General features: G+C 65.9%; 13 protein-coding genes. 8 read left to right on the top strand and 5 right to left on the bottom strand.

Annotated elements, in window-relative coordinates:
• The first annotated feature begins 379 nt into the window (after positions 1-379).
• The 3 genes from dnaJ to KPL74_08315 all read left to right on the top strand — a co-directional run bounded on the left by dnaJ (position 380) and on the right by KPL74_08315 (position 3757).
• On the top strand, positions 380-1510 hold the full coding sequence (gene dnaJ / locus KPL74_08325) for a molecular chaperone DnaJ (GenBank protein ID QWT21999.1): 1131 nt from the start codon (positions 380-382) through the stop codon (positions 1508-1510).
• Between the two features lie 116 nt (positions 1511-1626).
• Positions 1627-2421, top strand: a complete 795-nt coding sequence (dapB, locus tag KPL74_08320; GenBank protein ID QWT21998.1) for a 4-hydroxy-tetrahydrodipicolinate reductase — start codon at positions 1627-1629, stop codon at positions 2419-2421.
• Positions 2422-2749: 328 nt separating this feature from the next.
• Complete coding sequence (locus KPL74_08315) at positions 2750-3757, top strand: hypothetical protein (protein QWT21997.1); 1008 nt, start codon at positions 2750-2752, stop codon at positions 3755-3757.
• A 103-nt stretch (positions 3758-3860) separates the two neighbouring features.
• On the opposite strand, the gene KPL74_08310 is transcribed toward KPL74_08315, so the two are convergent.
• Positions 3861-4544, bottom strand: a complete 684-nt coding sequence (locus KPL74_08310) for a 2OG-Fe(II) oxygenase (protein QWT21996.1) — start codon at positions 4542-4544, stop codon at positions 3861-3863.
• 219 nt (positions 4545-4763) lie between these two features.
• Between KPL74_08310 and carA the strand changes: the two genes are divergently transcribed.
• The 5 genes from carA (at position 4764) to KPL74_08285 (ending at position 12220) form a co-directional block, all read left to right on the top strand.
• Entirely contained in the window at positions 4764-5906 is a 1143-nt protein-coding gene (gene carA, locus KPL74_08305) for a glutamine-hydrolyzing carbamoyl-phosphate synthase small subunit (GenBank protein ID QWT21995.1), read from the top strand.
• Between the two features lie 49 nt (positions 5907-5955).
• Positions 5956-9183: a carbamoyl-phosphate synthase large subunit gene (gene carB, locus KPL74_08300; GenBank protein QWT21994.1), complete on the top strand. Its 3228-nt coding sequence runs from the start codon at positions 5956-5958 to the stop codon at positions 9181-9183.
• The gene (greA, locus tag KPL74_08295; protein ID QWT21993.1) at positions 9180-9662 is read left to right on the top strand and encodes a transcription elongation factor GreA; all 483 of its coding nucleotides are present in this window, start codon (positions 9180-9182) and stop codon (positions 9660-9662) included. The genes carB and greA overlap by 4 nt, the downstream gene beginning before the upstream one ends.
• A gap of 417 nt (positions 9663-10079) precedes the next feature.
• Entirely contained in the window at positions 10080-10397 is a 318-nt protein-coding gene (locus KPL74_08290) for a hypothetical protein (GenBank protein QWT21992.1), read from the top strand.
• Between the two features lie 5 nt (positions 10398-10402).
• Positions 10403-12220, top strand: coding sequence for a GGDEF domain-containing protein (locus KPL74_08285; GenBank protein ID QWT21991.1), 1818 nt, complete (start codon positions 10403-10405; stop codon positions 12218-12220).
• A gap of 68 nt (positions 12221-12288) precedes the next feature.
• Here the strand turns inward: KPL74_08285 and ykgO are convergent, their stop codons facing one another.
• From ykgO to KPL74_08265, 4 genes are all read right to left on the bottom strand, one after another.
• Complete coding sequence (gene ykgO, locus KPL74_08280; protein ID QWT21990.1) at positions 12289-12414, bottom strand: type B 50S ribosomal protein L36; 126 nt, start codon at positions 12412-12414, stop codon at positions 12289-12291.
• 89 nt (positions 12415-12503) lie between these two features.
• Positions 12504-13418 (bottom strand): LysR family transcriptional regulator, encoded by a 915-nt coding sequence (locus tag KPL74_08275; protein QWT21989.1) that lies wholly within the window; start codon positions 13416-13418, stop codon positions 12504-12506.
• Positions 13419-13782: 364 nt separating this feature from the next.
• Positions 13783-14418 (bottom strand): 3-oxoacid CoA-transferase subunit B, encoded by a 636-nt coding sequence (locus KPL74_08270; GenBank protein ID QWT21988.1) that lies wholly within the window; start codon positions 14416-14418, stop codon positions 13783-13785.
• Positions 14419-14428: 10 nt separating this feature from the next.
• Positions 14429-15127: a CoA transferase subunit A gene (locus KPL74_08265; GenBank protein QWT21987.1), complete on the bottom strand. Its 699-nt coding sequence runs from the start codon at positions 15125-15127 to the stop codon at positions 14429-14431.
• Positions 15128-15168 lie beyond the last annotated feature (41 nt).

Here is a 15168-nt window from a genome sequence, read left to right as displayed (position 1 = left end):
CCCTTTGAACTGGAGGCAAGGATGTCTCGTGCGCACCATGATTTGCGGGTTTGGCAAGGCGCGATGGAGTTGGCCGAGATGGTCTACCGATACGCAGGTCGATACCCAGCTCCGTCTTGCGGACCGCATGGGCTACGGCAATGCCGATCCTCTGGTATCCCGGGTAGAATCGCTGTTTGGCTTACTGAACGGCCTCATGGCTCACCTGCAGAGGAAAGGGGCCGCTGGGGTTGCTACGGGGCGTCATGGGCCATAACTCGTTACTTGAAGCTGCGAAGCAGCTGCCTTACTCGAGGCCGCGATAGCGGTCGTCTGACTTGAGGCCGCAGAGCGGCCGTCTCACCACAAGCCGCACAGCGGCGAGCCTACGCAGCAAAAAATGAGCAAACGCGACTACTACGAAATCCTCGGCGTCGAACGTACCGTCACCGAAGGCGATCTCAAGAAGACTTTTCGTCGCGTCGCGATGAAGTACCACCCTGACCGCAATCCGGATGATCCGGAGGCGATCGACAAATTCAAGGAAGCCAAGGAAGCCTACGAGGTGCTGTCCGATGCGCAGAAGCGCTCGGCGTACGATCAGTATGGCCATGCCGCGTTCGAAGGCGGTGGTTTCGGTCGTGGCGGTGGCGCCGGTTTTGGCGACGTCGGCGACATCTTCGGCGATATTTTTGGCGACATCTTCGGCGGCGGTGGCGGTGGACGCCAGCGCGCTCGCCGGGGTGCCGACCTGCGTTACATCATGGAACTCGATCTCGAAGAGGCCGTGTTCGGCGTCGAGAAGAAGATCGAGATTCCCACCCAGGTCAATTGCCACCATTGCAATGGCTCGGGTTCGGAAGACGGCAAGGTGTCGACCTGCCAGACCTGCGCCGGCCACGGCCGCGTGCGCATGCAGAACGGCATCTTCTCGATCCAGCAGGCGTGCCCGACGTGCCACGGTTCGGGCCAGAAGATCGACAAGCCCTGCAAGAAGTGCCACGGCGAGGGCCGCCTGGAAGAAGAGCGCACGCTGTCCGTTCGCATTCCCGCTGGTGTCGACAATGGCGATCGGATTCGTTTGACCGGGCAGGGCGAGGCAGGCCCGGCCGGTTCGCCCGCGGGCGATCTCTATGTAGAAACCCGCGTGCGCGAGCATGCGATCTTCCAGCGCGACGGTTCCGACCTGTACTGCGAAATGCCGATCCGCTTCGCGCAGGCGGCGCTGGGTACGGACCTGATGGTGCCGACGCTGGAAGGCGAAGTCGCCGTGAGTGTGCCGGCCGAGACGCAGACCGGCCATCAGTTCCGTTTGCGCGGTCGTGGCGTCAAGTCCGTCCGCGGTGGCCGCACCGGTGATTTGATCTGCACCGTGGTGGTCGAGACCCCGGTCCGCCTTACGAAGGAACAGCGCGACCTGCTACAGCAGCTCGAAGCCACCTTTGCCGGCGACGAGCCGTCGAAGCACACGCCGCGGTCGAATACCTTCATGGACGGGGTCAAGGACTTCTGGTCGAAGGTTACTTCGTAGGGCGGGACGTGTGGGACAACGACTGCGTGTGATGGGGATTGCCGTCATTTCCCGTCGCGCGCAGGCGCGCTCCTACATTACGATGGGCTTCTTTACGCTCGACGAAGGCCTGCCGCATGACCCGCCCCGTTCGCCTCGCCATCAGTGGCGCCTCTGGCCGCATGGGCCTCGCGTTGCTCAACCTCGTGCGCGACGACGAACGTTTCGAGCTGGTCCGGGCCGTGGTTTCCGCGCAATCCACGCGCCTCGGCAAAGCCGCCTACGGCGATGTCTCCGCACTGCACTTCACCGGCTGGGATGACCCGGCGGGTATCGACGTGGTGATCGACTTCAGCGGTCCGGAAGGTCTGGCGGCCGCGCTGGATGCCTGCGAAGCCACGGGCGCGTCGCTGGTGACGGGCACCACGGGCCTGGATGCGGCCATGGAAGAGCGGCTGGCACACGCTGCGGAGCGGATTGCCGTACTGCGTGCGGCCAACTTCAGCCTCGGTGTCGCGGTGCTGACCCGCCTGCTGCGCGAGGCCGCGGCGGCGCTACCGGGCTGGGACATCGACATCGTCGAGGCGCATCACAACCGCAAGGAAGATGCGCCCTCCGGTACCGCGCTGGCGCTCGGCCATGCCGCCGCCGCCGGTCGCGGCGCCGCGCTCGAAGACCTCGCCGTATATGCCCGCGAAGGTCGGCCCGGCGCGCGCGAGGCCGGCACGATCGGCTTCGCCGTCGTCCGCGGCGGCGACATCGTCGGCGAACACCAGGCGCTGATCATGGGGCAGGGCGAGCGGATCGAACTCGGCCACCGGGCGACCGACCGCTCGATCTTCGCGCGCGGCGCGCTGGAAGCGGCGGCGTGGATGGCCGGGCGTGCGCCGGGCGCCTGGACCATCGAAGACGTCATCGCCGCCAAAGTGTAGGAGCGCGCCTGCGCGCGATTGGCCCCTGCGCGCGATCAGGCCCTGCGCGCGATTACTGCCTGCACCCGATCAGGCCCTGCGCCCGATCAGGCCCTGTGCTAACATCCGCGCCGATGTCATTGGGGAGTAGCCATCCTCGTTCCCCCTGAGGAGTTCGCGTCAACAGACTTGGTGGTCTCCGGACCCCATGGCGCGAACGGTTGTACCGCGTGGAGAGCGCGGTGCCGGCCCGGCGAGACCTTTGGCCATCGACATGCTCACCCGGCCGGGCGAGCGGTGTCGTTGTGCCAATGGTTTTCGTTCGCTCGCCCGGCCTTTGCGTACCTACATGCTGCTGACTCTTTTCCTGTTCCTGGTTTCCGCCGGGGCTATCTATTTCACGTGCGAATACTTCGTCAACGGCGTCGAGTGGTTTGGGCGAAAGCTCAACCTTGGCTCCACGGCGACCGGTACGGTGCTGGCGGCCTTCGGCACGGCGCTGCCGGAAAGTGCGGTGACCTTCGTGGCCGTGATGTTCGGCAAGACGCCGGAGGCGAAGGACATCGGTGTCGGTGCTGCCCTCGGCGGACCCCTGGTCCTCGCGACGATCGCCTACGCGGTCGTAGGATTTGCCTTATATGCGGGCCGTAAACGCCTGAATCGCGGCGATAGTCGGGTTCGCGTCGACCATCAGCGGCTGGCCCGCGACCAGTCCTGGTTCCTCGCCATCTTCGTCGTGAAGGTCGGGCTTGGCCTGATCGCCTTCGCGTGGAAGCCGTGGCTGGGCGTCCTGTTCCTGCTCGCCTATGGCATGTACGTGTGGCGCGAGATGCGCGACGACAGTTCCGCGCCGGAAGAGGAAGAGCTTGAGCCTTTGTCGTTCCGTCCGCGTGACGCGGACCCGGCGCTGAAGTGGGTGCTGTTGCAGACCGGCCTCGCCCTGGTGGTGATCGCCATCGCCTCGCGCGTGTTCGTGTGGCAGCTGGAGGCCTTCGGTGAGTTCTTCCACCTCTCGCCGCACCTCGTCGCCCTCGTGCTCAGCCCGGTGGCGACCGAGCTGCCGGAAACCGTCAACGCGCTGATCTGGGTCCGCCAGGGCAAGGAACGGCTGGCGCTGGCCAATATCTCCGGTGCGATGATGATCCAGGCGACCATCCCGAGCTCGCTGGCCCTGTTCGCCACGCCGTGGCTGTTCGATACGCCGCTGATCGTCGCTGGCGTCATCACGATGGTCGCGGTGATCGCGCTGTGGGCCATGTTCCGCCGCGGGGCGGTGGAAGCGCGCTGGCTGATGCCGATCGGTGCGCTGTATGGCGTGTTTGCGCTGTTCGTCGCGTGGTATTTCGGGCGCGGGTAACGCGCCCCGCCCCGCCCTGTGTAGGAGCGCGCCTGCGCGCGATTGGGGCACGATGATGCCCCCATCGCGCGCAGGCGCGCTCCTACAGCGGGGCGTGCGGGGGTTAGTCCGGGTGCGAGGCGTTGCGGTCGCGGTCGGCGCCGACCTTGCGGTCGAGCTTGCCGAAGATCTTCTTGAACGCCCGGGAGAACTTGCCGCGCTTGGTCTTGCGGGCCTTTTCCTCTTCCGAGGTCAGCCAGGCGACCTGGATCACCCGGCGTTCGCCCTCGTAGGGCAGGTGGCCGTGGAAGGAGTTCTCGGCACGGCGGAAGACGGCGAACTCGCCATACAGCGGCTTCAGCTCGGGGGCGACGGTGTCGTCGATGTTGTCGATCGAGCCGAGGAAGCGCAGGCAGCCATCGCTGGTGTCCGGCCACATGGGGTTGAGGTAGATCAACGCCGTGGCGACCTTGGACTTGCTGTCGGTGTGGATCGTCCCGTGGCGGCGGTTGAGGTGCCGGCACAGGGTGACCAGGGTGGGGTAGTCCTCCAGCCCGTCAATGCCCAGGTGGCGGCCTACGGCGGCCGAGAAGGCGCGCGCGGTCATCTGGCCGACCAGCTCGTTGACCGAGGGGCCGCAATCGGAGGCGTCGTAGGGGAAGAACCCGGCACTGGTGTACTGCGGGAAATCGCGGTCCAGGTCGCCGCGGGCTTCATCGGGCAACTGGCCGTGGGCAATCATGAACGAGAAAGGCTCGTGCCGGATGTCGGTGTCGGGACGATCCAGGCGGGCGGGGTCGAGCAACATGGCGGGCAATTCTCGGTCAGGTACCACTGGGGACGATTGTATCGCGCTGGAGGTATCATCAGGGGCGTAATCCTACGTAATCGTTCAGTCACAGCCGGTGGACAGAAGGCCTCTTCGCGCCTACAATTCTTACCCGCCCAAACGTTCCCATCCCCAAGGCCCACGAGCCGCTCTTATGCAGGCTTGCGGGCTTTGCTGCACCTGAAGGCGGCCCATCCCATGCGTACTCCTGCTCTGCTTGCTCTCGAAGACGGCAGCGTTTTTCACGGCCACGCGGTCGGTGCCCGCGGCGAGACCGTTGGTGAGGTGGTGTTCAACACCGCCATGACCGGTTATCAGGAAATCCTGACCGACCCGTCGTACAACCAGCAGATCGTCACCCTGACGTACCCGCACATCGGCAACACCGGTACCAACGACGTCGACGTCGAAGCCAGCCGCGTCCATGCGGCCGGCCTGATCGTCCGCGACGTGCCTCGCCTCGCCAGTAACTGGCGTAGCCAGGAACCGCTGCCGCAGTACCTCGAGCGCCACAACGTGGTCGCCATCGCCGGCATCGATACCCGCCGCCTCACGCGCATCCTGCGCGAGAAGGGTGCGCTCAGCGGCTGCATCGTCGCCGGTGACGCGATCGACGCCGACGCCGCCGTGGCCAAGGCGAAGGCCTTCCCCGGCCTCAACGGCATGGACCTGGCCAAGGTCGTCAGCACGACGAAGGCCTACCAGTGGTCCGAGGGCGTCTACGACCTGGACAAGCAGGGCTTCTACAACGCGCCGAAGAAATTCCGCGTGGTGGCCTACGACTACGGCGTGAAGCAGAACATCCTGCGCCTGCTGGCCGGCCGCGGCGTCGACATCACCGTCGTGCCCGCGCAGACCCCGGCGGCGGACGTGCTGGCGATGAACCCCGACGGCATCTTCCTCGCCAACGGCCCGGGCGACCCGGCCGCGTGCGACTACGCCATCGAGTCGACGAAGCAGATCCTCGACACGAAGATCCCGGTGTTCGGCATCTGCCTGGGTCACCAGATCATGGCGCTGGCCATCGGTGCGAAGACGCTGAAGATGAAGTTCGGCCACCACGGCGCGAACCACCCGGTGAAGGACCACGACACCGGCCGCGTGCTGATCAGCTCGCAGAACCACGGCTTCGCGGTGGATCCGGCGACGCTGCCGGCCAACGTGCGGATCACGCATACCTCGCTGTTCGACGGCTCGCTGCAGGGCTTCGCCCTGACCGACCGCCCCGCGTTCTGCTTCCAGGGCCACCCGGAAGCGAGCCCGGGCCCGGAAGACGTCGGCTACCTGTTCGACACGTTCATTGCCGCGATGGAAGCGCACAAGGCGAAGCAGGCGTCCTGACGCCTGCCGCACGCCACCTTCCATCCGCCTTCGATTCGCGAGAGAAACCATGCCCAAGCGCACAGACATCAAGACCATCCTCGTCATCGGTGCCGGCCCGATTGTCATCGGCCAGGCCTGTGAGTTCGACTATTCCGGTGCCCAGGCCTGCAAGGCCCTGAAGGAAGAGGGCTACCGCGTCGTCCTGGTCAATTCGAACCCGGCGACGATCATGACCGACCCGGAGACGGCCCACGCCGTCTACATCGAGCCGATCAACTGGCAGACCGTGGAACGCATCATCGCCAAGGAGCGCCCCGACGCGATCCTGCCGACGATGGGCGGCCAGACCGGCCTGAACTGCGCGCTCGACCTCGCCGACAACGGCGTGCTCGAGCGCTACAACGTCGAGCTCATCGGCGCGTCGCGCGAAGCCATCCGCATGGCCGAAGACCGCAACCTGTTCCGCATCGCCATGGCCGACATCGGCCTGGAATGCCCGAAGGCCGAAGTGGCCCGCTCGATGGAGCAGGCGCTGGAAATCCAGCAGACGGTGGGATTCCCGACCATCATCCGCCCGAGCTTCACGCTGGGCGGTTCGGGCGGCGGCATCGCCTACAACAAGGAAGAATTCGTCGAGATCGTCGGCCGCGGCCTCGAGCTCTCGCCGGTGCACGAAGTGCTGGTGGAAGAGTCGGTGCTGGGCTGGAAGGAATTCGAGATGGAAGTGGTCCGCGACAAGGCGGACAACTGCATCATCGTGTGCTCGATCGAGAACTTCGACCCGATGGGCGTGCACACCGGTGACTCGATCACCGTGGCGCCGGCACAGACGCTCACCGACAAGGAATACCAGCGCCTGCGCAACGCCTCCATCGCCGTGCTGCGCAAGATCGGCGTGGATACCGGTGGCTCCAACGTGCAGTTCGGCATCAATGCCGAAGATGGTCGCGTGGTGGTCATCGAAATGAACCCGCGCGTGTCGCGTTCCTCGGCGCTGGCCTCCAAGGCCACCGGCTTCCCGATCGCCAAGATCGCCGCCAAGCTCGCCGTGGGTTACACCCTCGACGAACTGCGCAACGACATCACCGGTGGCCTCACCCCGGCGTCGTTCGAGCCGTCGATCGATTACGTGGTCACCAAGATCCCGCGCTTTGCCTTCGAGAAGTTCCCGGCCGCCGATGCGCGCCTCACCACCCAGATGAAGTCGGTGGGCGAAGTGATGGCCATGGGCCGCACCTTCCACGAATCGATGCAGAAGGCGCTGCGTGGCCTGGAGATCGGCAAGACCGGCCTCAACCCGACCGGTCTGGACATCGGCAGCGAAGAAGGCTTCCTGACGCTCAAGCGCGAACTGCGCGAGCCGCGCCCGGACCGCGTCTTCCACGTGGCCGACGCGTTCCGCGCGGGCCTGTCGCTGGAAGAAGTGCACGAGCTGACCCGGATCGATCCGTGGTTCCTCGCCGCGTTCGAAGACATCGTGATGACCGAGGGCGAAGTGCAGCGCCAGGGCCTCACCGCGCTGGACGAGCCGCGCATGCGCGAACTCAAGCGCATGGGCTTCGCCGATGCACGCCTGGCCGAACTGGTCGGCACCGATGAAAACGCGCTGCGCCACCTGCGCAAGACGCTGGGCGTGCGCCCGGTCTACAAGCGCGTCGACTCCTGCGCCGCCGAGTTCGCCACCACCACCGCGTACATGTACTCCACGTACGAGGAAGAGTGCGAAGCCGAGCCGACCAACCGCGACAAGATCATCGTCCTGGGCGGTGGTCCGAACCGCATCGGCCAGGGCATCGAGTTCGACTATTGCTGCGTGCATGCCGCGCTCGCCCTGCGCGAGGATGGTTTCGAAACCATCATGGTCAACTGCAACCCGGAAACCGTCTCCACGGACTACGACACCTCCGACCGCCTGTACTTCGAGCCGCTGACGCTGGAAGACGTGCTCGAGATCGTCGACCTGGAGAAGCCGAAGGGCGTGATCGTGCAGTACGGCGGCCAGACCCCGCTGAAGCTTGCGCGTGCGCTGGAAGCCGCCGGCGTGCCGGTGATCGGTACCAGTGCCGACTCGATCGACCTCGCGGAAGATCGTGAGCGCTTCCAGAAGATGATCCAGAAGCTCGAGCTGAAGCAGCCGCCGAACCGCACCGCGCGCAACGCCGACGAAGCGCTGGCCCTGGCCCGCGAGATCGGCTACCCGCTGGTCGTTCGCCCGAGCTACGTGCTCGGCGGCCGCGCGATGGAAATCGTCCACGCCGACTCGGACCTGTCGCGCTACATGCGCGAAGCCGTGCAGGTGTCGAACGATTCGCCGGTGCTGCTCGACCGCTTCCTCGACCACGCCGTGGAAGTGGACGTGGACATCGTGGCCGACGCCGAAGGCAACGTGCTGGTCGGCGGCATCATGGAGCACATCGAGGAAGCCGGCGTGCATTCGGGCGATTCGTCCTGCTCGCTGCCGCCGTATTCGCTGTCGGCCGAAGTGCAGGATGAAATGCGTCGCCAGGTGAAGCTGATGGCGCAGGAACTGAAGGTCATCGGCCTGATGAACACCCAGTTCGCCATCCAGGGCGACGACGTGTTCATCCTCGAAGTGAACCCGCGTGCGTCGCGCACCGTGCCGTTCGTGTGCAAGGCCACGGGCGTGTCGCTGGCCAAGATCGCCGCGCGTGCGATGGCCGGCCGTTCGCTGGTGGAGCAGGGCGCGACGAAGGAAGTCATCCCGTCGTACTACTCGGTGAAGGAAGCGATCTTCCCGTTCCTGAAGTTCCAGAACGTGGATCCGATCCTCGGCCCCGAGATGCGTTCCACCGGTGAAGTGATGGGCGTAGGCCGTACCTTCGGCGCCGCGTTCGCACGTGGCCACGAAGCCGCCGGCATCAAGGCGCCGCCGAAGGGCAAGGTGTTCATGTCGGTGCGCGATGCCGACAAGGATCGCCTGCTGCCGATCGCCCGCGACGTCGCTGCGCGTGGTTACGTGGTCGTCGCCACGTCCGGCACGGCGAAGTTCCTTCAGGACAACGGCGTGGCATGCGAGCGCATCAACAAGGTGCTCGAAGGCCGTCCGCACATCGTCGACCTGATCAAGAACGGCGAAGTCGTCTATATCGTCAACACGACGGAAGGCAAGCAGGCCATCTCCGATTCGTTCTCGATCCGCCGCGAAGCGCTGCAGCAGCGCGTCACGTATTCCACGACCGTCGCAGGCGCGCGTGCCCTGGTGCACTCGCTCGACTTCCACACCGACCCGGAAGTGAACAGCCTGCAGGACCTGCACAAGGAGCTGCAAGCATGAGCGCAACCCGTCCCCCCATGACCGCCGTTGGCGCCGATCGCCTGCGTGACGAACTGGAATACCTGAAGCGCGTCAAGCGCCCGGAGATCGTCGCGGCCGTGGCCGAGGCCCGTGCGCATGGCGACCTGAAGGAAAACGCCGAGTACCACGCCGCACGCGAGATGCATGGCTTCAACGAAGGCCGCATCAACGAGCTCGAGGCCGCGCTGTCGAACTCCGAGATCATCGATACGGAACGCCTCACCGTTGCACCGCGCATCGTGTTCGGCGCCTTCGTCGACCTGATCGACCTGGATTCCGAGGCGGAAGTGACCTACCAGATCGTGGGTGACCTGGAAGCGGACATCAAGAAGAACCTGATCGCGGTAAGCTCCCCGATCGCCCGTGCGCTGATCGGCAAGAACGAAGGCGACGAGTTCGATTTCGTCGCCCCGAACGGCACGAAGACGTACGAGATAAAAGGCGTCCGTTACAAGTGAAAAGAGGGCCCTTCGGGGCCCTTTTTTTGCGTCGGTACGCGCGCAGGCGCCCTCCCGGCTCGTCGCGCGCTGGGTTACCCCCTGTAGGAGCGCGCCTGCGCGCGATCGCCCGAAGGGCGAAAAAAGGCGTATCGGGTATCGGGTACCGAGAAAAAGCCGTATCCCCGCTCTCACCCGGTACTCTCAACCCAATACTCTCAACGCTCTTCCACGCCCCCGCAGCCCCCCATCGCGCGCAGGCGCGCTCCTACACTCCAATTCCTAGGAATTCCGGGGGCTCGTTCCTTTGGGCCCGGCCGGGTGGCCTACTACTGCGCAACGCGATGTTGGGGGTATGATCCCTGCCATGAGCGGCCTCGAGGGGAGGCGTGCCATAGGGGCCCCGGGCAAGGCGCCCGTGCCCAAGGACGAGGTGCGATGGGCAACGTCATGGAATTTCTCGTCCGCGTCGGAGAAGACGCGGCGATGCGACATGCGTCGCCGGCCGAGCGTGATGCGCTGTTGGCCACGCTGGGGATCGACGACGAGGAAACGCGTGCTGCACTGGCCAGCGGCGATGTCGCGTCCGTGCGTGACCTCCTCGGCGGCAAGATCTATTTCGCCACGTTGATGCCCGGCCCCGACCGCGAGGAAGAGGCACCGGAAGACGACGAGGATGACAACGAAGACGAGGAGGAGGGTGGCCCGCTGCGGCGCAAGTCACCTTCACCCGCGCCCGGCAAGAAGGGCGGCTGACCCCCATGCGCGGCCTCCGCCACGGCATCCTCCTGTTGGCCATCGCCTGGATGGGTCAGGGCGTCGCCTGCGCGGCGGATGCGCCGGCCGGTGCCACGCCAGCGGCCTCGGCCGCCGTATCGGCGAAGGCCTCCGAGCAGCTTGACGAAGCCGATCGGGTCAAGGGCACCGACTTCAAGCGTTTCACCCGCATCATCGACGACGTCGCGCCGATGTCCGCACAGCTCAACGATGTCGAGCGTTCGCGCCTGCAGTTCCTGCAGGGATGGCGCGCGACGTGGCTGGGCGACCACGACGTGGCACGCAAGCTGCTGGATAACGTCGCGGATACCGCGCCCGACGTGGTCGTCCGCTTCCGGGCGCTGGCCACCCTGGTCAACCTGCTGGGCGTGGGCCGTCGCTACGAGGACGCCTTCCGCCGCCTCAACCAGTTGCAGGAACTGATGCCCTCCGTGCGCGATCGCCGGGCGCGCTTCGCCGCGCTGGGCGAGGCGTCGCAGTTGCTCAGTTCGGCGGGTCAGTTCGATACCGCCGAAGCCTACGCCCGGGAAATGGTCGAGTCGCCGCCGCCGGGCGATACCGAATGCAAGGGCATGCAGCACCTGCTGCGCGCCCGCCGCGAGGCGAACCGGCTCACCGTGGTGGATCCGGCTTACCTGCGCGCGATCACCACGTGCGAGTCCACGGGCGACACGGTGTTCGCCGAAGCCATGCGCGCCGACATCGCCATGCTCTACCTGCAGCAAGGCCAGCCGCATGCGGTGATCGATATGTTGCTGCCCCAGCGCGACGCGCTGCGTGCGACCGAATACCCGGCGCTGATCGCGGAATTCGACGCGCTGCTGGCCACGGCGTACCTTGCGCAGGCTGACCTGGTCAACGCACGTCGCTTCGGCCTGTCGGCCGTCGCCGGTGCCGTGCGCGACGAGTTCGCCGACCCGCGGCGCATGGGCTTCAAGGTGTTGTACGAAGTGGAGCAGCGCGCCGGCAATGCCCAGGCCGCGCTCGACTACCACGAGCAGTACATGGCCGCCGACAAGGCTTACCTCGACGACATCAGTGCCCGCAGCCTCGCCTTCCAGGTGGTGGACCAGCAGGTGCTGGCGAAGAAGGCCGAGGTCGAGGCGCTGAACAAACAGAATGAGATCCTGCGCCTGTCCAACGCGCTTGATCGCAAGGAAGTGGAAACCGGCCGCCTCTACATCTTCGTGTTGGCGCTGACCCTGATCGGCATCGTGTGGCTTGTGCTGCGCCTGCGTCGCTCGCAGCTGCGCTTCATGAAGCTTGCGCGGCGCGATGGCCTTACCGGCATCTGCAATCGCGAGCATTTCGTCGAACAGTCCGAGCGCGTGCTCGCCTACGGAGCGCGCTCGGATCGTGGCGCCTGCCTGATCCTGTTCGACCTGGACCACTTCAAGACCGTCAACGATACGTGGGGCCATGCTGCCGGCGACGAAGTGCTGAAGCGAGCCTGCGATGTATGTCGTCGCGCACTGCACGCCTGCGACGTGTTCGGACGCCTCGGCGGCGAGGAATTCGCCGTGTTGCTGCCCGATTGCAGCCCGGCCCAGGCCCGCGCCCGCGCAGAGCAGCTACGCCTGTCGATCTCGGCGACGTCGGCCACGCCGACCCGTCCCGAGCTGGTGATCACGGCGAGCTTCGGCGTGGCCTCGACCCTGCAGTGCGGCTTCGAGCTACACCGGCTGCTGGTGGTCGCCGACGGCGCGCTCTACCGGGCCAAGCGCTCGGGGCGCAATTGCGTGTTCATGGGCGACAGCGGGGATATTCCCGATTCACCGTATCCCGTTGCCGCAAGCGGCTGATGCACTAAAAACCGGGGCAATAAAAAGGCCGCTTTCGCGGCCTTTTTCTTAACCCATCGCGGCTGCAATTAGCGCTGACGGGCCTTGAAACGCGGGTTCGACTTGCAGATCACGAACACCTTGCCGCGACGGCGGACGACTTTGCAGTCACGGTGACGCGACTTCGCGGACTTCAAAGAAGAAAGCACCTTCACGGCCAGCTCCTGATACAAATGACAGACGGGAAAAACGGAATTGTAGCGATCCCGCCCGCATTACGCAAGCGCCGGAATCGACTGATGTTTCAGCCCAGGCCCAGGCGGGCGCGGGCTTCGCGGACCGTGCGCAGGAAGCTTTCCAGCACGGGGCTCGTATTATCGACGCGCCAGCCCACCGCAAGCAACAGCGTGGCCTCCGGGTCGTCCAGGCGCACGAACGCGACCTTTTCCAGGCTCACGGCGCGCAGGGAGCCGGGCACGAGGGCGACGCCCAGGCCGGCCGCCACCAAGGGGAGCAGCGAGGGGATCTGCTGGGCTTCCTGGCGGATGTTCATCCGGAAGCCGGCCTTGTTCGCCAGCATGTTCAGCCGGTCGATCAGGGTCGCGGCCTGGGTCCGCGGCGGGGCGACGAAGCGCTCGTGGGCCAGTTCGGCCATGGTGACCGACTCGCGTTTGGCCAGCCGATGGTCCGAGGGCAGGGCGAGCACCAGCGGCTCCTGGTCGATCACTTCCATGTTGAGCTGGCGCGCATTGGCCACGCCGGCGGGCGGGGCGCGCAGCAGGCCGACGTCGATCTGGCCGCTCAGCATGGCGTCGTACTGGGCGCCGGTGGGCATCTCGACCAGGTGCAGGCTGACGCCGGGGGCGGCGTGGGAGAAGCGCAGCAGCGTTTCGGGAAGGGCGCGGTGGAACGATACGGACGTGGCGTAGGCCAGGCGCAGCTGGCCGGTGAAACCCGCCGCGGCCTCGGTGACCACCGTGCGCGCCTTCTCGGCCCGGGCGAGGATCGCCTTGGCCTCGATGAGGAAGATCCGGCCGGGTTCGGTCAGCGCCACGCGGCGCCGGTTCCGGTCCAGCAGGCGCACCCCTAGATCGGCCTCAAGTGCCTGGATTTGCTGGGAAAGAGGCGGCTGCGAAATATGCAGTCGCTGCGCCGCCTGGGTGAAGCTCAGGGTCTCGGCGACTTCCACGAAGTAGCGCAGCTGGCGCAAGTCAAACATAGTCGTTTTTCGTATAAGTTTACGCTGAAAGATATATTGGCGAACATTTCCTAGGAAATCTATGATTCGTCTCGGCCTACCACCAACCCCTCCCCCTGGGTCGGTAGTGCCCCTCGCTCCGTATCGACGCTATATCCCGGTATTTTGGCCTACCTCCCCCCCGAGGCCCATACCGAGGCGTCCTCTGCGGAGCGACTTTCTTTTCGAAGCCCCGGCCGGTTGGTCGGGGCTTTTTTGTTGGGAGTCGTTGGGGATATTGGGGGAGAGCATCGCGCGCGGGCGCGCTCCTACAGGGGTGCGGCACCCTTGTAGGAGCGCGCCCGCGCGCGATCCCAGCCTGCCTCAGGCCACCCCATGCCCAAACTCAAACCTTCGCGGTAAACCCACACCCCGTCGCCGCGGTCACCGTCGCAACGTCCACGTCCGGCGCCAGCTCGATCAGCTCCAGCCCACCCGGGGTCACGTCGAACACGCCCAGCTCGGTGATGATCCGGTCGACCACGCCCTTGCCGGTGAGCGGCAGGGTGCATTCGCCGAGGATCTTGTGGCCGCCGTCTTTCGCGGTGTGTTCCATGACCACGACGACGCGCTTCACGCCCGCGACGAGGTCCATCGCACCGCCCATGCCCTTGACCATCTTGCCGGGCACCATCCAGTTGGCGATGTCGCCCTCGCAGGTGACCTGCATGGCGCCGAGGATGGAGATGTCGATGTGGCCGCCGCGGATCATCGCGAACGAATCCGCGCTGGAGAAATACGACGCGCCCTGGCGTGCGGTGACGGTCTGCTTGCCGGCGTTGATCAGGTCGGCGTCCACTTCATCCTCGGTGGGGAAGGGGCCGATCCCGAGCAAGCCGTTTTCCGACTGCAGCCACACGTCGACGCCGTCCGGCAGGTGGTTGGCCACCAGCGTGGGCAGGCCGATGCCGAGGTTGACGTAGTCGCCGTCGGAGAGCTCCCTGGCGGCGCGCTGCGCCATCTGTTCACGAGTCCAGGCCATGGTGTTCTCCTCAGGCGCGCACGGTGCGCTGTTCGATGCGCTTGGACGGCGCGGGATTGTGCACGATGCGGTCGACGTAGATGCCCGGCGTATGGACCTGGTCCGGATCGAGCTCGCCGACCTCGACCATGATCTCCACTTCGGCCACGCAGACCTTGCCGGCCGTCGCGGCCATCGGGTTGAAGTTGCGTGCCGTCTTGCGGAACACCAGGTTGCCCGACGGGTCGGCCTTCCACGCCTTGACCAGCGCCACGTCGGCGACGATGGAGCGCTCCATCACGTACATCTGCCCGTCGAACTCACGCGTTTCCTTGCCTTCGGCCACCTGCGTGCCATAGCCGGTGCGCGTGTAGAACGCCGGGATGCCCGCGCCACCCGCGCGCAGCTTCTCCGCCAGCGTGCCCTGCGGGGTGAATTCCACCTCGAGTTCACCGGCCAGGTACTGCCGTTCGAACTCCTTGTTCTCACCCACGTAGGACGAGACCATCTTGCGGATCTGCCGGGTGGCCAGCAGCAGGCCCAGGCCCACGCCGTCGATGCCGGCATTGTTGGAAACGGCGGTGAGATTCTTCACGCCCGAATCCCGCAGCGCTTCGATCAGCAGCTCCGGAATGCCACAGAGGCCGAAGCCACCCACGGCGACGATCTGCCCGTCCGCCACGAGCCCTGCCAGCGCCTCCCGGGCGGAGGCCACGCGCTTGTCTTTCATGCGTACCCACTTCTATCAAGGCGGACCGGCCGCCGGTTCGC

Source organism: Bacillus sp. NP157 (assembly GCA_018889975.1).
Taxonomy (GTDB): Bacteria; Pseudomonadota; Gammaproteobacteria; order Xanthomonadales; family Rhodanobacteraceae; genus Luteibacter.
Note: the sequence above shows the minus strand (reverse complement) of the source record. Positions and strands in the feature narration are given on the sequence as shown.